This window comes from Desulfomicrobium baculatum DSM 4028 (genome assembly GCF_000023225.1).
Taxonomy (GTDB): domain Bacteria; phylum Desulfobacterota; class Desulfovibrionia; order Desulfovibrionales; family Desulfomicrobiaceae; genus Desulfomicrobium; species Desulfomicrobium baculatum.
Genome location: NC_013173.1, coordinates 3426169 through 3447463 on the forward strand (window position 1 = coordinate 3426169; position 21295 = coordinate 3447463).

General features: G+C 56.9%; 21 protein-coding genes. 14 read left to right on the plus strand and 7 right to left on the minus strand.

Annotated elements, in window-relative coordinates; translation table 11 throughout:
- Positions 1–38: 38 nt before the first annotated feature.
- The 5 genes from fliE to DBAC_RS15175 are packed head-to-tail and all read left to right on the plus strand — an operon-like array spanning position 39 to position 5045.
- Positions 39–362 (plus strand): flagellar hook-basal body complex protein FliE, encoded by a 324-nt coding sequence (gene fliE, locus DBAC_RS15155; protein ID WP_015775192.1) that lies wholly within the window; start codon positions 39–41, stop codon positions 360–362.
- A 24-nt stretch (positions 363–386) separates the two neighbouring features.
- Positions 387–2000 (plus strand): flagellar basal-body MS-ring/collar protein FliF, encoded by a 1614-nt coding sequence (fliF, locus tag DBAC_RS15160; RefSeq protein ID WP_015775193.1) that lies wholly within the window; start codon positions 387–389, stop codon positions 1998–2000.
- Positions 2001–3011: a flagellar motor switch protein FliG gene (fliG, locus tag DBAC_RS15165; RefSeq protein WP_015775194.1), complete on the plus strand. Its 1011-nt coding sequence runs from the start codon at positions 2001–2003 to the stop codon at positions 3009–3011.
- Positions 3004–3702: a FliH/SctL family protein gene (locus DBAC_RS15170; protein WP_015775195.1), complete on the plus strand. Its 699-nt coding sequence runs from the start codon at positions 3004–3006 to the stop codon at positions 3700–3702. The genes fliG and DBAC_RS15170 overlap by 8 nt, the downstream gene beginning before the upstream one ends.
- A complete protein-coding gene (locus DBAC_RS15175; RefSeq protein ID WP_015775196.1) occupies positions 3699–5045 on the plus strand; it encodes a FliI/YscN family ATPase in 1347 nt (448 codons plus the stop codon). The genes DBAC_RS15170 and DBAC_RS15175 overlap by 4 nt, the downstream gene beginning before the upstream one ends.
- On the opposite strand, the gene DBAC_RS15180 is transcribed toward DBAC_RS15175, so the two are convergent.
- Positions 5042–6826: a GspE/PulE family protein gene (locus DBAC_RS15180; protein WP_015775197.1), complete on the minus strand. Its 1785-nt coding sequence runs from the start codon at positions 6824–6826 to the stop codon at positions 5042–5044. The two genes, DBAC_RS15175 and DBAC_RS15180, sit on opposite strands and share 4 nt — an antisense overlap.
- The gene (gene rfaE2, locus DBAC_RS15185) at positions 6819–7304 is read right to left on the minus strand and encodes a D-glycero-beta-D-manno-heptose 1-phosphate adenylyltransferase (RefSeq protein WP_015775198.1); all 486 of its coding nucleotides are present in this window, start codon (positions 7302–7304) and stop codon (positions 6819–6821) included. Before rfaE2 ends, DBAC_RS15180 begins: the two co-directional genes overlap by 8 nt.
- A 70-nt stretch (positions 7305–7374) precedes the next feature.
- On the opposite strand from rfaE2, the gene DBAC_RS15190 reads away from it, so the two are divergent.
- The 6 genes from DBAC_RS15190 (at position 7375) to DBAC_RS15215 (ending at position 12472) form a co-directional block, all read left to right on the plus strand.
- Positions 7375–8076 carry a hypothetical protein gene (locus DBAC_RS15190; protein WP_015775199.1) on the plus strand — a complete coding sequence of 234 codons (702 nt, stop codon included), beginning with the start codon at positions 7375–7377 and terminating at the stop codon, positions 8074–8076.
- Positions 8077–8180: 104 nt separating this feature from the next.
- Positions 8181–8711: a hypothetical protein gene (locus DBAC_RS15195; protein ID WP_015775200.1), complete on the plus strand. Its 531-nt coding sequence runs from the start codon at positions 8181–8183 to the stop codon at positions 8709–8711.
- Positions 8708–9919: a bifunctional phosphopantothenoylcysteine decarboxylase/phosphopantothenate--cysteine ligase CoaBC gene (gene coaBC / locus DBAC_RS15200; RefSeq protein WP_015775201.1), complete on the plus strand. Its 1212-nt coding sequence runs from the start codon at positions 8708–8710 to the stop codon at positions 9917–9919. Before DBAC_RS15195 ends, coaBC begins: the two co-directional genes overlap by 4 nt.
- Complete coding sequence (locus tag DBAC_RS19165) at positions 9895–10509, plus strand: hypothetical protein (protein ID WP_015775202.1); 615 nt, start codon at positions 9895–9897, stop codon at positions 10507–10509. The genes coaBC and DBAC_RS19165 overlap by 25 nt, the downstream gene beginning before the upstream one ends.
- Before the next feature lie 130 nt (positions 10510–10639).
- Positions 10640–11647, plus strand: a complete 1008-nt coding sequence (locus DBAC_RS15210) for an NAD-dependent epimerase (protein WP_015775203.1) — start codon at positions 10640–10642, stop codon at positions 11645–11647.
- 36 nt (positions 11648–11683) lie between these two features.
- The gene (locus tag DBAC_RS15215; protein ID WP_015775204.1) at positions 11684–12472 is read left to right on the plus strand and encodes a ParA family protein; all 789 of its coding nucleotides are present in this window, start codon (positions 11684–11686) and stop codon (positions 12470–12472) included.
- Here DBAC_RS15215 and DBAC_RS15220 read toward each other — a convergent pair.
- A complete protein-coding gene (locus DBAC_RS15220; RefSeq protein WP_015775205.1) occupies positions 12448–12858 on the minus strand; it encodes a hypothetical protein in 411 nt (136 codons plus the stop codon). The genes DBAC_RS15215 and DBAC_RS15220 overlap by 25 nt on opposite strands.
- 97 nt (positions 12859–12955) lie before the next feature.
- Between DBAC_RS15220 and DBAC_RS15225 the strand changes: the two genes are divergently transcribed.
- The gene (locus DBAC_RS15225; protein WP_015775206.1) at positions 12956–13840 is read left to right on the plus strand and encodes a ParB/RepB/Spo0J family partition protein; all 885 of its coding nucleotides are present in this window, start codon (positions 12956–12958) and stop codon (positions 13838–13840) included.
- Positions 13837–14847 (plus strand): bifunctional heptose 7-phosphate kinase/heptose 1-phosphate adenyltransferase, encoded by a 1011-nt coding sequence (locus tag DBAC_RS15230; protein ID WP_015775207.1) that lies wholly within the window; start codon positions 13837–13839, stop codon positions 14845–14847. Before DBAC_RS15225 ends, DBAC_RS15230 begins: the two co-directional genes overlap by 4 nt.
- 7 nt (positions 14848–14854) lie before the next feature.
- On the opposite strand, the gene DBAC_RS15235 is transcribed toward DBAC_RS15230, so the two are convergent.
- The gene (locus tag DBAC_RS15235) at positions 14855–15403 is read right to left on the minus strand and encodes a type I restriction enzyme HsdR N-terminal domain-containing protein (RefSeq protein ID WP_015775208.1); all 549 of its coding nucleotides are present in this window, start codon (positions 15401–15403) and stop codon (positions 14855–14857) included.
- A 132-nt stretch (positions 15404–15535) separates the two neighbouring features.
- Here DBAC_RS15235 and DBAC_RS15240 point away from each other — a divergent pair, with 132 nt between their 5' ends.
- Complete coding sequence (locus DBAC_RS15240) at positions 15536–16969, plus strand: DNA integrity scanning protein DisA nucleotide-binding domain protein (RefSeq protein WP_015775209.1); 1434 nt, start codon at positions 15536–15538, stop codon at positions 16967–16969.
- 4 nt (positions 16970–16973) lie between these two features.
- Here the strand turns inward: DBAC_RS15240 and DBAC_RS15245 are convergent, their stop codons facing one another.
- From DBAC_RS15245 to DBAC_RS15255, 3 genes are read right to left on the minus strand one after another with little or no spacing between them, the layout of a single operon-like run.
- Positions 16974–19475, minus strand: a complete 2502-nt coding sequence (locus tag DBAC_RS15245) for a [protein-PII] uridylyltransferase family protein (protein WP_015775210.1) — start codon at positions 19473–19475, stop codon at positions 16974–16976.
- Between the two features lie 31 nt (positions 19476–19506).
- Positions 19507–19845, minus strand: a complete 339-nt coding sequence (locus tag DBAC_RS15250) for a P-II family nitrogen regulator (protein WP_015775211.1) — start codon at positions 19843–19845, stop codon at positions 19507–19509.
- Between the two features lie 24 nt (positions 19846–19869).
- Positions 19870–21087: an ammonium transporter gene (locus DBAC_RS15255; RefSeq protein WP_015775212.1), complete on the minus strand. Its 1218-nt coding sequence runs from the start codon at positions 21085–21087 to the stop codon at positions 19870–19872.
- Between the last annotated feature and the right edge of the window lie 208 nt (positions 21088–21295).

Consider the following 21295-nt stretch of genomic DNA (forward strand, 5'->3'; position numbering starts at 1 on the left):
GTCGGATAAAGAAGCAGTCATAGACAAGGAGGCATTCCATGGCGGTATCACCTTTGGCCATCAAGGCCTATTCCGCGGCAAGCGAGCTCTTGAGGAACCCCAAGAGCCTTGACGCCAAAAACAACTCCACCAAGGAAGCAACCCAGTCCTTCGCCGAGACCATCGAAGAGTCCCTGGCCAAGGTCAACGATATGCAGGGCGAAAAATCGCTCATGATCCAGGATTTTGTCTCGGGCAAAAACCAGAATGTGCATGAGCTCATGATCACCCTGCAAAAAGCCGGACTGGCCATGGATATGACCTCCGCTGTCCGCAACAAGGTCATGCAGGCATACCAGGAAATAATGCGCATCCAGTTCTGATTCTAATACACGCGAGGATTCACCATGCCCCCCTTTCTGCAAAACACTCTGGCCAAGGCCACGGACTTCTGGACCGACAAATCCCTGGCCCAGCGTATCCTCCTGGGAGGACTGCTGGTCTCGCTGCTGATCGCTTTCTTCGTCATGATCTTCTGGATGAACAAGGTAGACTACAGGGTCCTTTACAGCCAGCTCTATCAGGACGACGCGGCCAGCGTGGTGAGTTACCTGCAAAAGGAAAAAATCCCCTACCAAATCACCGATTCCGGAGCCACCATCATGGTACCGGGTGACATGGTCTACGAAGCGCGGATCAAACTGGCCGGCGAAGGCTCGCTGCACGGTCAGGGCATCGGCTTCGAGCTCTTCGACGAGAACAGCATCGGGCAAACCAACTTCGTGCAAGGCATAAACTATCAGCGCGCGCTCCAGGGCGAACTGTCCCGCACCATCTCCGAGCTGTCCGAGGTGGAAAGCGCCCGCGTGCATCTGGTGCTGCCCAACAAGAGCCTCTTCGTCGAAGAGCAGGCCCCGCCCTCCGCGGCCATCATGCTCAAGCTCAAGGGCGGGCGCAGCCTTGGAGCGCAGCAGGTGCAGGCCATCGTCAACCTTGTCTCCACCAGTGTCGAAGGCATGAGCGCCGAACACATCACCCTCGCCGACAGCCGGGGCAAGATCCTCTATGAGCCCAAAACGGACACGGACATCGCGGGTCTGAGTTCGACCCAGCTTGAATACCAGACCAGCATGCAGCGCAGCCTGGAGCAACGCATCGAACAGCTCCTGCTGCCCATTGTCGGCCCTGGACGGGTCATCGCCCGGGTCAATGCCGACCTCGACTTCGATCGCACGACTATCCGCAAGGAAATTTTTGATCCCAAGTCCGCCGTGGTCAGGAGTGAGGTCAAGAACGAAGAGGAAAGCAAGGGCTCAGCCAATGTCGACGGCGGCACGCCCGACCCCAATTACCAGGGCGAGAACGACCGCACGGCGTCAGGCACTGCGCAGGAAAGCGTCCGCACCTCTTCCACCACGAATTTCGACATCAACAAGGAAGAACAGCAGATCATCGCCCAGGTCGGAAGCATCAAGCGTTTAAGCGTTGCCGTTCTCGTCGACGGCAAGTACATTCAGCAACAGGACGGCACGTACGCCTTTGAGCCTCTGAACGCCGAGCAGATGGAGCAGATCCGGCAGCTCAGCCAGAGAGCCGTCGGCTTTGACGACGCTCGCGGCGACGCCATCGAGGTCTCCTCGATCTCGTTTGGCGAGCCTGTCGGAGCCGAACAGGCCCCGCTTCTGGATGTTGCCTCGCGCTATTTCCAGCTGCTGGGCAAGCCGCTCCTCAACACGCTCATCATCCTCCTGTTCCTGCTCTTTGTGGCCCGCCCCGTCGTGCTGGCCCTGATCCGGCCCAAGGTCGACAAGCCCACGGTGCAGACCGCCGACCAGCTTGGCGCGGCCCAGGAGCTCATGGCCCTGACCGAAGGTTTGAACGAAGAGGACATGGCGGCCGTGGACGCGGTCAAGCGCATCGAAAACGCCAAGCACCTCGCACAGCAGCTCGTTGAACAGAACATGGATCAGGCCGTCATGATCATGCGCCAATGGATGACTCAGGGACAGGGAGAAGCATAAGTGGCTGCACCTACTGGAAAACTGACCGGCCCGCAGAAGACGGCCATTCTCATTCTTGCCCTTGGCGACGCCTTTGCCTCCGAGGTCTTCAAGAAATTCGAACGCGCCGAGATCACGGCCGTGTCCCGGGCCATGGCCAAGCTGGACTCGGTGAGCAAGGAGCAGGCCGAGGATGTCCTGAAGGAATTCAACCAGGCCATGACCATCGGCAAGGAGATGCTCTATGGCGGCCCCGAACAGGTCCGCAAGATGATCTCCTCCAATCTTGATTCCGACACGGCGCGCTACATCCTGGACGAGCTTGATTTTGATTCCGGGCCCGTGCCTTTCAAGGAACTCGGCAACGTCAGCCCCAAGATCCTGGCCCAGATCCTGCGCAACGAACATCCCCAGACCCTGGCGTTGATTCTCGGCCATCTTCCGCCGGACAACGCAGGAAATCTTCTTCAGAACATGGCCCCAGGCGTACGGGCCGAGGTGCTCATCCGCCTGGCCAAGCTCGAAGCCGTGGCCGAGGAGATGCTGGTCGAGGTCGACCGGGTCCTGCAGAGCCAGCTCATCGCCATCGGCGGCAAGGAAGGCCGCAAGGTCGGCGGCGTCAATTCCGTGGCGGAAATCCTGAACGCCATCGACCGAGCCACGGAAGAAGAGATCATGGCCGACATCGAGGAAGAAAGCGCGCAGTTGGCCGAAGAGATCAAGCAGCTCATGTTCGTCTTCGAGGACATCATCAAGATCGACGACCGTGGCATCCGCGAAGTCCTCAAAGAAATCAGCAACGAAGACCTGACCATGTCCCTGAAGACGGCCCCCGAGGAGCTGCGCGAGAAGTTCTTCAAGAACCTGTCCGAGCGCGCAGGCAACATGATCCGCGAGGACCTGGAGATCATGGGACCGGTCAAGCTGTCCGAAGTGGAGGCCGCGCAGCAGAACATCGTCAAGCAGGTCAGACGACTGGAGGCCGAAGGCCGCATCGTCATCGCCGGCAGCGGAGGCGAAGTCCTTGTCTGATAACGCGCCACTCTCCTGCAGGGTCATTTATGGCCTGCACAGCCGCGACGGCGTCGGTCTGAACCGCCCACCCGCCCTGACCTGGAACACGGAGACCGAGGACCACTATATGGAACAGGTACGCCAGCGCGCCCAGCAAATGGCCAAGGAAATTCTGGCCCGAGCTCTGGCCGAAGCCGAGCAAATCCGCGCCCGCGCCGAGGCCGAAGGCTTCGCCGCCGGGCAAAGCAAAGCCAACGCCCTGGCGCAGGCGGAAACCGCGAAAGTCTGCTCCTTCATGGACACGATGCAGGCCGCGCTGGTCACTGAAAAGGAGCGCATCTACGCCGAGCACAAACAAAGCCTTTTTCAGATTCTGCGCCTGGCATTTGAAAAAACCCTGGGTGTTATGCTCGACGAACAGCGCGAACAGGTCCTTGGCACCCTCTTCGAGGAAGCCGTTTCGCAGCTGCAGACCAGAACCTGCATCACCGTGCATGTCTGCCGCGAGGACCTTGATCTGGCCAAATCCCTGGCCGACCAGACGCGGGAGAAACACTCCGATCTCCCGGAAATTCGCATCTGCGCCAGTGCTGAACTCGCACCGGGCGGAGTCCGCATCGAAAGCGGCGACGGTCTGGTGGATAATTCCATTACCGCCCGCTTTGAACAGGTCCGCGCCATTCTCGCTGGATACGTGGAAAACTCATGACCGCTGACCTGGACGGCACCCTGCATCTGCTGGCCGGTCTGCAGCCAGCGCAAGCCTACGGCAAGGTGACCAAGGTCGTGGGGCTTGTGGCCGAGGGACGGGGCATCAAGGCCCCGCTCGGCTCTGTCTGCCAGCTTCTGCCTGACGATACCGGCAAACAGGTCATCAACGCCGAGGTGGTCGGTTTTCGCGACGACGTCATGCTACTCATGCCCTATGGCGAAATGCGCGGCATCCGCCCGGGGAGCCTCATCCGCAACACCAGCACCCCGCCTGTTTTCCCGGTCGGCAATCGCTACCTCGGGCAGGCAGTGGACGCCTTCGGGCAGTCCCTTGATCCGGAAAAATCCATTTTTCCGGCCCGCTACAACCCGTTGCACGCCGACCCGCCAAATCCATTGACCAGACCGCGCATCACCGAACCCCTCGACGTCGGGGTCCGAGCAGTCAACGGCCTTTTGACCCTGGGCAAGGGGCAGCGCGTCGGAATCATGGCCGGTTCGGGGGTGGGCAAAAGCACCCTCATGGGCATGTTTGCCCGGTATACGTCGGCCGAGGTCAACGTCATCGGGCTTATTGGCGAACGTGGCCGTGAAGTCGTGGATTTTATCGAAAAAGACCTGGGACCGGAAGGTTTGGCCAAATCCGTGCTCATCGTGGCCACCTCGGACCAGGGCCCGCTGGTGCGAATGCGCGCGGCCTATGCGGCCACGGCCATGGCGGAATTTTTTCGTGACGAGGGTAAAGACGTGCTGCTCATGATGGACTCGGTAACCCGCTTCGCCATGGCGGCCCGCGAGGTCGGCCTTGCGGCCGGCGAACCGCCCACCACCCGGGGATACACGCCGACGGTCTTCTCGCACCTGCCGCGCCTGCTCGAACGCGCCGGGCGCTCGTCCAAAGGGAGCATCACCGGCATTTACACCGTGCTGGTTGAAGGCGACGACTTCAACGAACCCGTGGCCGACGCGGTCCGCTCCATCCTCGACGGTCACATCGTGCTGACGCGAGACCTCGCCGATCAGGGGCACTACCCTTCCATCGACGTGTTAAAAAGCGTCAGCCGACTGGCGCCCGACGTCACCCCAGCGCCCGTCATCGCCGCCGGGCGTGACCTGATCCGCATGATGGCCACCTTTCAGCGGGTCGAGGACATGGTCAACATCGGGGCCTACGCGGCCGGTTCGAATCCGGAAATCGACCAGGCCCTGAACATGGTCCATCCTATCCGCGCCTTCCTGCAGCAGAGCGTCGAAGAACGCTCCACCCTGGATCAGGCTTTTGAGGACCTCAAAAAGCTCACGGGCAGAAATCTTCCCAAATCCGTCAAACCCCGCACTTAATCGACGGAACCTCCTGCCACGCGCAGAACCTCTTCCACCGTGGTCACACCTTGCACGACCCTGGCCATGCCGTCGTCAAACAGGGACCGAACCCCTTTTTTACGCACCATTGCGCGCAGATCGCCCAGGTCGATGTTCTTGCGGATGGCGTCCTTGACCTCCGTGTCATAGGGCAGGATCTCAAAGATGCCGGTTCGCCCGTAATACCCCGTCTGGCGGCAGTGGTCGCACCCGCGGCCCTTCCACAACAGTTGTTCCGGCTGGATGTAGCTGTCCAGTCCCAGGGCCTTTATCTCCTCGTAATCGGGCTTGTACTGCACCTTGCAGTGCAGACAGATGTTACGCACCAGGCGCTGGGCGATGCAGCCGATGACGGCCGCATTGATGAGATAGGCGTCAAGGCCCAGATCGAGCAGGCGGGTCAGGGCCGCGCTGGCGTCGTTGGTGTGCAGGGTCGAGAAGACGATATGCCCGGTCAGGGCCGATTGCATGGCCTGCTCGGCGGTCTCCAGGTCGCGCATCTCACCGATCATGATGATGTCGGGGTCCTGACGCAGGATGTGCCGCAGCATCTGCCCGAAGGTCACCCCGATTTTCGTCTGCACGCCGATCTGATTGAAATCATCCACCACCATCTCGATGGGATCTTCGAGCGTGACCACGTTGACCTGCGGGTTGGCCAGCACCTTCAGGGTCGAATACAGCGTGGTCGATTTGCCGCTCCCCGTGGGGCCGGTGACGAGAATCAGCCCGTACGTCTTGTTCAGAAACGTGCTGTAGGTCGCATAATGGTCAGGGCCCATGCCCAGCTCTTCGAGATTCTTGAGCGTGCTGTCGCTGGAAAGGAGCCGCAGCACCATCTTCTCGCCAAAGGCCACGGGAATGGTCGAAACGCGCACGTCCGTCGGCACTCCCGCCAAAACCAGCTGCACGCGTCCGTCCTGGGGCCTGCGCTTCTCGGAAATATCGAGTCGGCTCATCCCCTTCAAACGGTTTATCATGGCCAGATGCACGGTCATGGGCAGGCGGTGCAGGTCGTGCAGAATGCCGTCGATACGAAATCGGATCAGCGCAAAATCCCTTTTGGGCTCGATGTGAATGTCGCTGGCGCGCTCACGCAGGGCCGAGCGCAACAGATAATCCACGGCCTTGATGATGTGCCGATGGGATTCGGGGTCGGATTTTTCCGAGACCTTGACCCGCGCTTCGAGATTGCCGATCTCGCTGGAGTCCATGAACTCGATCTGCGCGGCCTGAATGGCGGTGCGAAATTGATAATAGTCGTCAATGAGGCGGTTTATGTCCTGCCGGGTGCTCAGGAAAACCTTGTAGGGCAGATCGCTGACCCGCTCCATGTCCTGCCACAGCTCCGGGCGGAAAGGATTGAAGACGGCCAGCTCCAGCTCGCCATCGCGGATCATGATCGGAACCAGGGTATTCATGCGGGCGAAGCTCTCGGAGATGGTCTTGGTGGTCACCTCCAGATCCAGGTCAAAGGGGTCGACCCGTCGAAATTCAAGCCCCTCCCGCCAGGCGACGGCTTTGAGGATGACATCCTCCGTGATGCGCGATTCCGGATGCCCGGCCTCACTGGACGGCTTGCGGATGTTGAAACGGATCAGGTCGTCGATTCCGTCCGGCCCTTCCACATCGATCCCGTTCTTGACGGCGTGGTCCATGATGATCTTGGCTTGCGCCTCGCTTATCTCGCCCGCAGCGGTCAAAACTTCCAGCAGGTACGTTAAAGAGTAGAGTATTCGCCTGGTGTTGAAATTATCCATTTCCCACGCTCCCGTGCATGGCCACAATGCGTTCCACTGTTCCCGTGGTCGAATATCCGGTCAGCAACGGAATGGAACAGACCGTCCCTCCCGCCGCTTCCACCACATCCCTGCCGACTATCCGGTCCACGCTCCAGTCCCCGCCTTTGACCAGCACGTCGGGTCGGACTTTCTTGATGAGTTCAAGAGGCGTATCCTCTTCAAAAAGTATGACGAAATCCACGCAGGCCAGGGCCGCCAGGACCCGCGCCCTGCTCTGCTGGTCGTTGATTGGCCGCAACGCGCCCTTCAGCCGCCTGACAGAAGCGTCGCTGTTGAGGCCGACGACCAGACAGGCGCCCATGCTCCTGGCCCGTTCCAGATAATCCACATGGCCCGGATGGATGATGTCGAAGCATCCGTTGGTGAAGACGACCTTGCCGCCGTCGCCGGGTCTTTCAATTTGCTCGGGTGATGTAATTTTTTGCTCGGTATTCATCGATTCTTGTGGGTTTGACGTATGCCAAGGGGTGCCGTACATGACGCGAAAAATGAGTACGGGATGTGCAATGTCCAAAAGCTGGCTCAAATCCAAACATGATTCCTTTGTACGCGATGTCCTGCGCGACTTCTGCCAGATTGCCAGTGCTTTGGAAAACCATTTTTCCGAGTATGATGCAACCGGCTCCGTGAGCTTCCATTTTTTTGACGACATGCTGGGGCGCCAAAACAGCAAGGGTCTGCTCTGGAGGCTCAAAGACACCTCCCATCTGCTTTTTCGCAACGAAGATCGGACCTCGTTCGCAGTTTTCGGCGAATACCTGGACTGGGCGCTGGGGTACATCTTCCATGAGTGCATCAAGCTTAAAGAGGACGCGTACCAGCAGATGAACTACAAACCACGCTTCAAACAATTGCAGCAGGTTGTAGGGCTGACCCCGGAAGAACAGCACATCGGATCGGAACTTTATGCGGTCATCAGGCAGACATCGGAAAGCATCGAGCGTGAAGTTCGCCGCATCCGTTTTATTATCTTTCATTGCAAACGCCTTTTCATCCTCTATCTTCCCCTCCATCATGATAACCCGTTACTGGCCCGCTTTCTTTACGCGCAAACCGATCTCGTTCATGGGGTGTTCAAAGGTTATGCAGAGGAACTGATTCACGCTATTTACACAGAGGGAACGCACCGCATGTACACTCTGGCAGCGCAATCTCTGGAGGACGGGGGATGGATCGACGAAGCCGCCACAGCCAGAAAATTTCTGTAATGGCCAGGCTTCTAAAAAAATACTTGATCTCACTGCCGATGGTGCTAAATTTCCAAAACAAGAACTTCGATTCACAATCTTAACGTTTTCAAAGGATTACACACATGCGCTATCTTAAACTGATTCTTGTGGCATTGCTGCTTTCTTCTTGGGGTTGCGCTACTTTAAGCGACACCACGACCGAAGATCCGGGGCTTGCTCCGACTCAAAACAGTTTCTTCTATGATTTCAAAGACATTCGCGTTCCAGAGGAAATGGAGATTCAAACCGACAAATCCATCATCTCCCCCTCGGACAGTGGCAAATACGGCACCATGGTCTTTCGTGGCCGGGCTGAACCCATTTCTCTTTTCGACTTTTTTTTCAACAGCATGCCCAAAGACGGATGGAGCCTGGTCACCTACCAGAAATATCAGCGCTTTCACATGGTTTTTACAAAAGAGAATCGCGTCTGCATGATCACGATCGAAGAAAGTCCCATGTGGTACACGTGGCTTGAGATCAAGGTCTCTCCCAAGGTTGCAGGCAGCGCTGAACCGGCATACCCCACGGGCACTCAGCCCCTTACCGATCCGTACCAGACCTACCCGTCTTCGGGGTCCGGCATGGACTCTGAAAGGACGTTGTCGCAGTGATTCCCGCGCACTACCAGTTTGACACGTTTCACGGGAAACGTATTCACCTTGGAATCACCGGTTCCATTGCAGCGTACAAGGCCCTGGATCTGACCAGGGCCTTTTTGCATTTGCACCTGCAAGTCGGTGTGACCCTGACCGAATCGGCGCGCAAATTCGTAACCGAACTCTCCTTCAAGGCTCTCGGAGCCGACCCGCTCTACACCGACATGTTTGCCGCAGGCGCAGATTTCGACCATCTCGAGCCTTCCGTAGCCGACGCTTTTCTGGTTGTTCCAGCCACTGCGAACATCATCGCAAAAATGTCGTGCGGCATCGCAGACGATCTGCTCAGCTGCCAGCTTCTGGCCTACGCCGGCCCTGTGCTGGTGGCCCCGGCCATGAACCCGCGCATGTGGAGCGCGCCGGCAACCCGGCACAACTGGTCTGTGCTGGGTGAACGCGGCATCACGCGCATTGAACCCGAGTGCGGCAACGTGGCCTGCGGCGACACCGGCCAAGGCAGGCTTGCCGCTTTGGATGAAATCTTCATTCACACTCTGGCCGCGCTTTCTCCACAAGATCTGCGCGGCAAAAAAATCATGCTCACTCTCGGACCCACCCGGGAATACTTCGACAAGGCCCGCTTCTGGTCCAATCCTTCAAGCGGAATAATGGGTGCGAGCCTGGCTATCGCCGCGGCCCTGCGCGGTGCTGAAGTCACCGCCATCACCGGCCCGGTGGATATCGCCCTGCCTTCCTTGATCAAACGCGTCCCAGTGGTCACGGCCCGTGACATGTTTGAAGCCGCCACGGATATTTTCCCATCTCAGGACATCGGCTGCTTCACAGCCGCGGTGGCTGATTTTCGTCCCCCATCCTGCCCCACGGGCAAATACAAAAAAAACGGGGGCCCCCTAAGCCTGACCTTCGATGCAAACCCGGACATCCTTGCGACCTTAAGCACCGCCAAAAAATCTTGGCAACAAACCATTGGTTTTGCTGCCGAATCTCAGGATCTTGAACACAACGCGGCGCTCAAATTGCGCAAAAAAAATCTTGATCTGCTCATCGCCAATCCCATAGACGAAGCCGGTGCCGGCTTTGCCGCAGCCACCAACAGAGTTTTGGTCATGGACCGCCACGGTAGACAAGAAGCTTGGCCGCAACTGCCCAAAACGGAAATCGCCTGGAGGATCTGGGATTGGATCTCAATGAACACACCCTGACTGAAGCCCAGCGCACCTTGAAACGCCTCGGCATCACCCACCTCCTGCGCCCGCCCGTTGCGGTGCAGGAGGAGATCCTGCCCGCATCCGACGTACCGCAAGCTGCGCCCCAGCCCGAACCACCTCTTCAGAATCAGTTGGCACAAAAGCCCGCAGCTAAGGCGAATGAACCGCTTCCGCTGTTGCTGCGGTCATTGTTTCACGGGAAACAATCACCTGTACGCACAATGTGGTGCTATGCCGGTTTTTACCAGGATATGCAGGAAGCAACCAATCCCCCCCGTCTGGTTGTTTTCAAAAAAATACAGGAATCCGTCTGTCAGCACCTCCGCTGGCAAATTAAGGACATCTGCTCCTGGCCGACCGATCTTGACCTTAGCACTTTTCGCAAAGGTTTCGAATTTTTTAATCCAGGCCTGATCCTCCTCTTCCAAACCGACCAGGCCGTACATGACCAGTCAAGCAGCCTGGACGCTCAGCTTCTGAAGCAGACAACCCATCGCGTTGTCACCCTGCCGAGTCTTGATGAAATGGCGCGGGGCAACCAGAACGTCAAAAATGAAGCCTGGAAAATTCTGCAGACAGTATAGCTTCGGGTCTCATCCATGCCTGAAACAACGTGACGTATAAAAAAGCAGGCGCATAACTCAAATTCCGTATTGCCCACCAATCAGCCTTAGGTTAGGTCATTTTCATATTTTGTTTCACATGGAGCATTGCATGAAAATTCTTATCACTGGTGCGGCGGGATTTATCGGTTTTCACCTCGCGAGGCGCTTTCTCGCCACCGGAACCTCCGTATTCGGCCTCGACAATCTCAATGATTACTACTCGGTTGAATTGAAAAAAGACCGTCTGAAGCTGCTGCAGCAGGACGCGAATTTTCATTTCGAACCCATCGATCTGGCCGATGGCGCCGCGCTGGATGCCTATTTCAAGGCCAATAAATTCACTCACGTTGTCAATCTCGCGGCCCAGGCGGGGGTCCGCTACTCACTCTTGAATCCTAAATCCTACATTGATTCCAACATAGTAGGCTTTGCCAACCTTCTGGAATGCTGCCGCCACAACGACACGAAGCATCTGGTTTACGCATCGTCGAGTTCTGTCTACGGACTGAACACATCCATGCCCTTTTCGGTTCACGATAATGTGGACCACCCGGTGAGCCTGTACGCCGCCAGCAAAAAATCAAACGAACTCATGGCGCACACATATTCGTATCTGTACAAGCTGCCCACAACGGGCCTGCGCTTCTTTACGGTTTACGGCCCCTGGGGCCGCCCCGACATGGCCCTCTACCTCTTTACCAAAGCCATCTGCGAAAATAAGCCGATCAATGTCTTCAATCATGGCAAAATGCGCCGGGACTTCACCTACATCGACGACATCGTCGAGGGAGTGTTCCGCATTGTGAGCCATGTGCCCACCGGCAACCCGGACTGGGACGGCAAGAATCCCGATCCGAGCACGTCTCCTGCGCCCTACAAGCTCTACAATATCGGCAACAACAACACTGTCGAGCTTGAACAGTTCATCACCGTGCTCGAAAACGCCCTTGGCCGGAAAGCCGTGCGGAACTACATGGATATTCAGCCCGGCGACGTGCCGGCGACCTATGCCAACATCGACGACTTGATCAAAGAAGTGGGATTCAAGCCCTCCACAAGCATTGAGGAAGGAATCGAAAAGTTCATCGCCTGGTACAAAGATTATTACCGTCCATAGTTCCGCGTGAAACGACAGGATCAGGAGGGAAGACTTTTGGCGCAGACAATCGTTTTGGCAAATCAGAAGGGAGGGGTGGGCAAAACCACCACCACCGTCAACCTGGCGGCATCATTGGCGGCAATGGAACAGCGGGTGCTCGTTATTGACTGCGATCCGCAAGCCAACGCATCAAGCGGGCTTGGCGTCGACGTCAGTAACGTGAAGAAATCGATCTATCAGGCGCTCTTTTCACCGGCTGAGGCCAGGACGGCCATTGTGGATTCGGACATGGAATTCCTGAAGATTCTGCCCTCCACGCCAGACCTGGTGGGGGCAGAGATCGAACTGGGCGAAGAAAAAGACCGGGAATTCATCCTGCGCAGCATCGTGAAATTGCTGAGCCCGGAATACGATTACATCCTCATCGACTGCCCCCCTTCGCTGGGGCTCATCACCATCAACGCCTTGTGCGCGGCCAAGTGGCTGCTCGTTCCCCTGCAATGCGAATACTACGCCCTGGAAGGGATCGCGCAGCTCATGAAAACCTACACGCTGGTCAAGGAACGGCTGAACCCGGAGCTGGACATTCTGGGTATCCTTCTGACCATGTTCGACAAACGCAACAAGCTCTCATTCATGGTCGAACGCGAGGTGCGCGACCATTTCAAAGAGCTTGTCTTCACAACTTCAATACCGAGAAACGTGCGCCTGTCCGAGGCGCCAAGCCATGGCCTGCCGGCCATACTTTACGATATCAGGTCCATGGGAACCCAGTCGTATATCGCGCTGGCCCAGGAACTGATCGACAAGAAGATGGGTCAACCGCAGGCGCAGGAGGCCTGAGGCGCGCAGGTCACGGTGACCTTGTCCTTGAAATGACGCTTGGTTATGCGCGATTTGCAGCCAACGCACTGGAATGCGAGCAGACCGCCCATGTTGGCGGCGCGCAACATGAACTTGCGGGGCTCATCGGCCTTCCAGTCCGCGGTACTTGCCCCGCAGGTTTCACAAGCCACGTCGGTGGGCAGCTCGTAACGAAGGTCCCAGTATTTTTCCAGAAGCTGCAGATCAGCCATGGGTTCGACGATAGTGTCTTCCGAAGGATACAGTTTCTCAACCACGGAGAGGACGTGCTGACAAACATGCCGCCACATCTCTTCTTCGATAAAAACACCCTCGGGCTTACCCTTGGCATCAACAACGTATCTGATGGCCGTATCCTTGTTCACTGTGACTCCGGAAGTTGAAGGTTTTGACAATTACCTGTCAGTAAATACGAATCGCCAAGGGTCAACGTCCCTTGACGCAAACATCCGCGGGTAAATTATGACCATGAAAAAACGCGGGCTTGGACGCGGGCTTGATGTACTCATCAAAAGCCGCAATGTCGAACCCGAACACGAAGCAGAAATAGTGGCGCTGGACATAAATGCCCTTGAGCCCAACATCCATCAGCCGCGCCACCACTTCGACCAGGCAGCGCTGGAAGAACTCGCAGCCTCCATCAAGTCCCAGGGCCTGATCCAGCCGGTGCTGGTCAGACCGCTGCCGACTCCGGGTCGATTCGAGCTCGTGGCCGGAGAAAGACGTTGGCGGGCCTGCCGAATGGCCGGGCTTGAGACCATCGACTGTATTGTCCGCCGCATGGACGACTCCGAAAGCATGGCCATCGCGCTGATCGAAAATCTGCAGCGCGAAGACCTCAATCCCATTGAAGAAGCGCGAGCCCTGGGCCAGATCAAGGAGCATTTCAAGATCACCCAGGAAGAACTGGCCGACAAAATCGGCAAAAGCAGGCCTGCGGTGACCAACAGCCTGCGACTCCTGAAGCTGCCGGAAAAAGTACAGCTCATGCTGGAGGCCAATACCCTTTCGGCCGGCCACGCCAGGGCGCTGCTGGGCCTTGATGATCCCGAGGGCATCGCCATGCTGGCCGAACAGATCGTGCACAAGAATCTGAACGTGCGCGACACCGAAGAGCTGGTCAAAAAAATCAAACAGAAAAAGATGGAACCCGAGGAAAAACCGCGACCTGGCAAACCCGTGGTCGAGGACATCGCCGGCGTGATCAAGTCCCTGGCCGGGACATTCACCGTCAAGCACTCAGGAACACCGAAAAAAGGAAAAATCGTGTTCAGTTATGCAACCAGCGAGGAGAGGGAAAAAATAGCGTCCTTTCTTGAACGCATGGCAAAGGAGCAGGAAATATGAATCTGGCGTTCAATGCCTCGCGCATGATCGGCTCCAAGGTGCTTATCATCGGAGACATCATGCTCGACCAGTACCAAAAAGGGCTGGTTGAAAGAATCTCTCCCGAAGCGCCCGTGCCCGTCGTCAAGATCACCGAGCAGGTCTTCAAGATCGGCGGCGCCGGCAATGTGGCCCAAAACGTGGCCACGCTGGGCGGATGCCCGACCCTTGTGAGCATGTGCGGAAAAGACCTTTACGGAGAAAATTTGCAGGAAATCTGCAGCTCCCTCGGCATCGAAAGCCACCTCATCCGTTCCGTTTCACGGGAAACGACCCTGAAGACACGGATCATGGCCCAGCACCAGCAGATGCTGCGCGTGGACAGGGAAACGGACCGCCCCCTTGATGCAAAAGAATTTTCGACCCTTCTGGAGACGGTGGAGAGCAGGCTCGACAGCTTTGAGATCATCATCCTCTCTGACTACGGCAAAGGGGTTATTTCGGAAGAATTTTTACGTTGGATGAAAGAGAAGAAAAGACCGGATCAAAAAATTATCCTGGATCCCAAAACATGCAATTTTCCTCATTACGACGAATTGTATTGCATGACGCCAAACAAGAAAGAAGCCGCAGAAGGCGCTGAAATGGCGATCACAAACCGCGAAGACATCCTCAAAGCGGGTAAGAAGATCATGCAGGAGCGCAACCTGCAAAGCCTGGTCATCACCCTGGGGGCTGAAGGTATGGCGGTATTCCTGCCCGGACAGGGGGTCTTCCACCTGCCGACCACAGCCAAGAAGGTCTTCGACGTGACCGGAGCCGGTGATACCGTCATCGCGGTCATCGCGCTTGGACTCAGCTCCGGGCTCGACCTGCTCAGCTCCTGCATACTGGCCAATTGCGCAGCCGGGCTTGTGGTCGGCCAGGTCGGTGCCGTCGGAATCACCCAGGAGGTGCTCACCGAGACATTGAGTTCCTGGCCTTCGGCGCAGCAGGAAAAATGGTTCCCGCTCCCGGCGCTAGGGTAAACGAGCCCTAGATGCCGCATTCTCCGCCACAACAAGGCCCGCCAAGGCCGTCATAGGCCGCAAGAATCCTGCGCTCCTTGTCCAGCCGATCCTCACCAGGCTTTGGGCAAGGATGCTCCAGGGCAAGGGCAGGCAAATCACCCCACCGCGGCACCGCATTGAAACCGGTGCCGATCACCTCTGCAGTTCTGGTCTCCACCAGCTGCAAGTCCATGGAATCCGTGACGATGACCAGCGGAAAGGGAGACGGCAGGTGAATTCGTGCCGCGGCCACGCTCTCGCGCACAAATGTTCCAACCTCTCCAGGGCAAAAAACAAGCGCCAAAAGAGGGTCTCCCTCCGGTGAAAAGACTGCCAGATCGAGCGCAACCGAGTGCGGCTCGCCGCTGATTGCGTAATCCAGGGGATATTTTGAGCGGATGTTCTCCCGCGGATACTTCCTGTCTTCCACCAGCAGTTTGGCCAACGCCTGCCGCAGATCCTCGTACGTGGTATCCATGATCTCCAGGCCGGTAAGATAATCCGTAATGACACGGTTCAAGCTGACTTCATGCATAGCGCCCTCCTGCGAATGTATGCCTATACTCTAAGCGCTGAGAAAAAGGGGGCAAGATCCTTTTGAAACGATGCGTTGACCGAAAACATTGCCTGGGATAGCGAAAAAAAGAAAATTAAACGGAAGATGTCCATGGAAGAACTGTTTTTGATCAAATGCATCGACCAGATTCATGATGGTTTGTGTAATGGCCTGGCGCGGTTCTCGGGGGCAAGCCGGGCCGCGTTGATTTACGCCTTGGACAAAGACAGTCCGCTCCGCATTTATGACCCGTGCGATCTTTTGCGCGGGCACGAACCGCGTCTGGAGGAAATCTACCTCAAGCATAAAAAAAAGACGCAAAACCCTCCTGCCGAAGAAGCAAATGGTCCCGGTGAATACGCACATCCCGAACTGGCAGGCATTATCGCCTGCGGTGGTCATTTCCCAAGCATATTCTACCAAACCTGGTTCAGCGAGCACCATGTCGACATGTGCTCGACCGGGCCGACACAGCGCTGGCTGGAATACGCATGCAGACTCCTGTCCCAGGACCTTGGAACAAAAAGTATCACGGACCTGGAGACATCTGGGTATGTGCTGCAGAACTTTGCAACCCATGCCGTGCGCGACCACATTGTCGACATGCGAAACTTGAGCCTGGGTCCGGACACACGGCTGCGCATCTACCCTATACTGGACGCGATTCTCAATATTTCAAAGACCCAGGAAGAAGGCAAATGGGCCTTTGGAGACCTCATTTTCGTGGAGCCGTCACAGGTGCACAGAATCCACTACCTGGCCACTTTCGGGGATTTTGAAAGACCGGCCTTGAAAGATTTCAAGCACACGCGAAAGCTCCTGCAGGCGGTCGAAGGCAACAAACACAAGCTGGTCAGCAATGGGCAAAAGATCATCGGCATCGGCACGGGGAGAATGCCGGACTTTTCTGTGACTGCGGAATTTCGCGGCAATCATGGTTTCATCAGGGTTCAGGACGAAACAATCTGCAGCTTTGCCGACGGCGGATTCCATTCCTCCACCAGGCAAGCCAACCTTGTACAGCTGGAAGAAGTGCTGCTCGAACTCAATCTTGATTCAAGCAAGCTCTACACCATCATGAAGGTCGCCAGCACCCTGGTCCGCAGCGCCCAAGAGCGGAAACACGGCTGCGCTCTGGTGCTCGATTTCGGGAGCCCTCTGGCCAACATCTCGGGACAGCATCTGGAAACGCCGCTGGATCTGAAGCGCCACATGGACCTTGATCTGGCCACGTCGCTGGCGAAAGTGGACGGCGCGCTGCACATCGACATGATGTACCTCAAGCTGCACGCATTCGCCTCCCTGCTCGATGGCCGCGCGGTGGCCGGAGAAAACCGCGCCCGGGGAGCCAGGTACAACTCCGCCCTCAGATTCACGGCCGAGCACGATCAGGTCATCCTTGTCGTGGTCAGCTCGGACCGCCCCATTTCCATCATCCAACACGGCGCCGAGATCAAGGCCAGGTGCGATTGGGAGCCCAAGTACCAATGCCTCTCGGAACCCATGACCCTGGAAGACTGGATTCAGCAACCCAATCATTCGTAACGGTTCAGACGTACAGGCTGCTGATGAGAAGCCTGAGGGTCCGCGCGAGGGATTCGCATTCCGAATCGGGGATCTTTTCTCCGCCTTCTCGGATATGCAGAATATCCATGGCCTTGTCTTTTTGTGTCGCGATCTTGGCAAAGACCAGGTCAACCCCCAGCCGGTAGAGACAAAGCGAAACCGTCGCCAGAAGGCCGGGTACGTCGGGAGCCTGAATGGAAAGCACGGTGTGAAAATCCGAGACGCCGTTGTCCAGCGCTACTCGCACCAGGTCGCGGTCCAGCGCATAAACCTTCTTCAGCCTGGAGGTTATGCGCACAGGAAGCTGATCCAGCTTCGTCTCGTCGGCAAAAAGCTGCGCCAGGCTGGAAGCAAAGGCCTCGACCGTCTGCTCGGCATAAAGCATGTCCAAGGGTTCCGTGACCCAAAACACATCCACGACCGTCTTGTCATCCCAGACGCACAGCTCCGCCCCAAGCACGGACATGCCATGCTTGGCCAAAGCCGAACAGACACGGGCGAAAAGGCCCGGCCTGTCGGTGGAAACCAGCGTCACGCGCAACGATCTCGATTGGGGCCGGTGCTCCCAGGAAAGTCGAAAAGGAGCGGTATCCGGGCATCCTCGGAAGAGGTGCACCTGCTGGATATGATCGATGATGCGTCCCGGCGCGGTTTGCATCAGATACCTGGCCGGCATGACGGCGAGAAATCCCTCGAAGTCCCGGATTGAAAAATGCTGCGGACGGTTGGAGCGCAATGAATCGCGTAGCGTGCTCAATCTGTGCACCAGGGTTTCATCGGACATGATTCCATGTTCAAGGACCTTGCGCGTCTTGAAATAGGTTTCCCGCAGTAAATTCTCGATCCAGGGATTCCAGGCCTTGGGACCGGTGGCCATGGAATCGGCCCAGGTCAGCAGGGTCAATCGGTCTAAGCGGCGCAAAGATCCAAGGGTCTGCGCAAGCTCCATGATGACGGACTCCTCTCCCAGATCGTGACGCGTGGCCGTGTGCACAAGAAGTAGATGATGTTCGACCAAAAAAGCGCATTCATGAACAAAATTGTCGTCATAGCCCAATCGGCCCAGAATCTGGCGCGAGAGCTGCGCGCCCTTGGCCGCATGATCACCGTTACCCTTGCCGATGTCATGCAGCAGCGCGGCCCAGCGCAGACAGGGGTCGCTTGATTGGGGAAAAAGAAAATCACCCAGAAATTCATGGCCCAAATCAAAGGACGCCAGATTCCGCACCGTCTCCACCAGATGCGGTCCGGCAGGCAGTTTGTGATAGGCGTCGAACTGAACCAGATGCTCAATGGCGGCAAACTCGGGCACGAAAAGGTTCAAAAAACCGATTTCAAGCATCTGATCAAGGGCGTGCGCAGCATAAGCACTGCACAAAATCTCTTCGAAACGGGAAACTATCGGCACCTGCCAGTTCGGAGCCATGGATAGCGCGGGAAAGCGATCCTGAATGATACGGCGGGTGTGCCAGCCAATGGGAATTGCAGTTTGCGCGCTATGCCGAAAAAGTTCAATAATGTTGGCAGGATTTGCAACCAGAATGGAAAAGTCGAGGCCCGTCTCGACATTGGACGCTCCAGAGACGCGCGTTCCAGCCAAACCCCGAACCTTGTCCAGACAGAGGCGGCAAAGAAGCTTTATCTCGGCCATGGTCTTATGCAGTTCCGAGAGAAACCTTTCCACCGAGTCTCGGTCATTGGCAGGGCCGAAACCGATGCTTTGCGCTATCTCCGGCTGTAATTCCAGATGCAGGACATCATTCTTGCGCTTGCTGACCCGGTGCAGAGCAACTCGAACAAGAGATAGAAAACCGACGCGTTGCGACAAAGCCTCCCGCTCGGAAGACGAAAGAAAAGGCGAATCGTCTCCTGCGGCGCGACACAGGATCTCCAGCCACTGCGTGGTTTGGTGGTCGCGCTGCCCGCCCCTGCCCTCTTTGAGATTTGGTGACAAAAGATGCGTGGTGTCGCCGAACTGCCTGTGCCGCGATTCATGACGGCCTGCGAGCCAGCCTACAAGCTCGGCGTGCAAAGGGATGACAAGGTTCTGCGTGACGGTACGCTGAAAATCGGAAAACAGATCCGCCGAACCGTAGAGAAGCCGCGCATCAAGAAGCGAACAGAGGACTTCAAAATCGGCCGCTGCCAGGGTGATGGTCTCGCTGACACTTCGGATGCCGTGCCCGACATCAAAACCGCTGTCCCACAATGGAAGGAACAGGGCCTCGGCCAGAAACTGGGGATCGGGCGCGTCCGCTTCAGGCAGACACACCAAGAGATCAATGTCGGAAAATGGAAAAAGCTCGCCGCGCCCATAGCCGCCAAGGGCCAGCACCAGCGTACTCCCGGCGGGAGCAAGACGGCCTTCGCAGGCCTCGCGGACCCAGTCGTCCATGCGTGCGGAAAACCAGGCAGGAGAATGGCCCGGGTCCGCGTCCGAATTGCGGTAAAGATCCCGGGCCAGGCGTAAGGTTTCGATACTCATGGCAAAAAAGGGCAGCCGAGGCTGCCCGATTCTAAAGGGCCGATCCGCCGGACTCGCCGGTGCGGATGCGGATGGCGTTGTCGATGGTGGAAACAAAAATCTTGCCGTCGCCGATCTTGCCGGTCTTGGCGGCCTGTTGGATGACCTCCAGGGTTTGATCAAGCAGGTCGTCATCAATTACAATCTCGATCTTAACCTTGGAAACAAAATCAACCTGATATTCTGCCCCGCGATAGACTTCCTTGTGGCCACGCTGGCGACCAAAACCCCGCACATCAGTGACCGTCATGCCCTGTATGCCCATGCTCGTCAGGGCTTCCTTGATTTCGTCCAGCTTGTAGGGCCGGGTGATGATTTCTACGCGTTTCATGATTCCTCCGGAATGGTTGGCAAATTAAGCCTGGTAAGCGGATTCGCTATGGATAGCCACGTCAAGCCCAGCCTCTTCCTCTTCTTCGGTGACACGAATGGGCACGATGGCATTAACAATCTTGAGCAAAACATAGGTGACCACAAAAGAAAAGGCGCAGGTGGCCACGACGGATACGAACTGGATCCAGAGCTGGCCGGGATTGCCGTGAAAAAGACCGTTGAAACCGGCGGGGTTGATGGCCTGACTGGCAAAAAGACCGGTGGCCAGGGCGCCCCAGATGCCGCCCACGCCGTGAATGCCGACCACATCAAGGCTGTCGTCGTAACCAAAGCGGGCTTTGAGGCTCACGCCGAAATAGCACAGCACTCCGGCGCCAAGGCCAATGATCACGGAAGCCATGATGCCGACAAAACCAGCCGCCGGGGTGATGGCAACAAGACCGGCCACCGCGCCGGAAGCCGCGCCCAGGGTCGTGGGCTTGCCGTGGAACTTCCATTCCGCAAAAACCCAGGCAAGCATGGCCGTTGCGGCCGCGACATGCGTGGTGACAAAGGCGTTGCCTGCCAGCCCGTTCGCGGCCAGTGCGCTGCCGGCGTTGAAACCGAACCAGCCGAACCACAAGAGCGCCGTGCCGATCATGGTCATGGGCAGGTTATGCGGCAAAAAGGAGCGCTTGCCGTAGCCCTTGCGCTTGCCGATGACCAGCGCCGCTGCCAGGGCCGCGCTGGCCGAGCTCATATGTACCACCGCTCCGCCGGCAAAATCCATGGCGCCCATCTGGGCCATCCAGCCTCCGCCCCAGACCCAGTGACACAACGGGGCATAGACGAAAGTGCACCACAGGATGATGAAAATGATAAACGCGGAAAACCGCATGCGCTCGGCAAAGGCGCCGGTGATCAGCGCCGGGGTGATGATGGCGAACATGCACTGAAAGATCATGAAGACCATGTGCGGCAGGTTGGTGGCTATGGACTCGTGCGGCTCCATGCCCACTCCGGCCATGCCGATAAAATCAAAGCCGCCGATGAGCCCGTTCATATCAGTTCCAAACGACAGGGAATATCCCCAGAAAATCCAGACCAGGGTGATGACGCCAAGGGATGCAAAACTTTGCATTATGGTTCCCAGGGCGTTTTTGGAACGGGTCATGCCCGCGTAAAAGAGAGCCAGCCCGGGAGTCATGAACATGACCAGGGCAGCACAAACAATGATAAAAGCGGTATCTGTCGGATTCACAATGCACCTCCATTTTTGTCGGGTATGAGCAAGGACGGTGCCATAAGAAAAAAATCATTTATATCGGAATGTTGAAATAAAGCCCCCGCACAACAGAAATACTGTAAAATACAATTTCGTACAGAACAAACAACAAATTACCTTTTTTTGTAAAAACGAGATTCGAAACATGATGTCCTTTTTGTAGAAATAAACATATTTGTCGCCA

Excerpts from the sequence above, each read along its gene's own strand:
- DBAC_RS15195 (WP_015775200.1), top strand. The coding sequence starts at position 8,181 with ATGCGCTATCTTAAACTGATTCTTGTGGCATTGCTGCTTTCTTCTTGG.
- DBAC_RS15225 (WP_015775206.1), top strand. The coding sequence starts at position 12,956 with ATGACCATGAAAAAACGCGGGCTTGGACGCGGGCTTGATGTACTCATC.
- DBAC_RS15250 (WP_015775211.1), bottom strand. The coding sequence starts at position 19,845 with ATGAAACGCGTAGAAATCATCACCCGGCCCTACAAGCTGGACGAAATC.
- DBAC_RS15235 (WP_015775208.1), bottom strand. The coding sequence starts at position 15,403 with ATGCATGAAGTCAGCTTGAACCGTGTCATTACGGATTATCTTACCGGC.
- DBAC_RS15175 (WP_015775196.1), top strand. The coding sequence starts at position 3,699 with ATGACCGCTGACCTGGACGGCACCCTGCATCTGCTGGCCGGTCTGCAG.
- fliE (WP_015775192.1), top strand. The coding sequence starts at position 39 with ATGGCGGTATCACCTTTGGCCATCAAGGCCTATTCCGCGGCAAGCGAG.
- DBAC_RS15190 (WP_015775199.1), top strand. The coding sequence starts at position 7,375 with ATGTCCAAAAGCTGGCTCAAATCCAAACATGATTCCTTTGTACGCGAT.
- DBAC_RS15180 (WP_015775197.1), bottom strand. The coding sequence starts at position 6,826 with ATGGATAATTTCAACACCAGGCGAATACTCTACTCTTTAACGTACCTG.
- rfaE2 (WP_015775198.1), bottom strand. The coding sequence starts at position 7,304 with ATGAATACCGAGCAAAAAATTACATCACCCGAGCAAATTGAAAGACCC.
- DBAC_RS15210 (WP_015775203.1), top strand. The coding sequence starts at position 10,640 with ATGAAAATTCTTATCACTGGTGCGGCGGGATTTATCGGTTTTCACCTC.
- DBAC_RS15245 (WP_015775210.1), bottom strand. The coding sequence starts at position 19,475 with ATGAGTATCGAAACCTTACGCCTGGCCCGGGATCTTTACCGCAATTCG.
- DBAC_RS15240 (WP_015775209.1), top strand. The coding sequence starts at position 15,536 with ATGGAAGAACTGTTTTTGATCAAATGCATCGACCAGATTCATGATGGT.
- fliF (WP_015775193.1), top strand. The coding sequence starts at position 387 with ATGCCCCCCTTTCTGCAAAACACTCTGGCCAAGGCCACGGACTTCTGG.
- DBAC_RS15230 (WP_015775207.1), top strand. The coding sequence starts at position 13,837 with ATGAATCTGGCGTTCAATGCCTCGCGCATGATCGGCTCCAAGGTGCTT.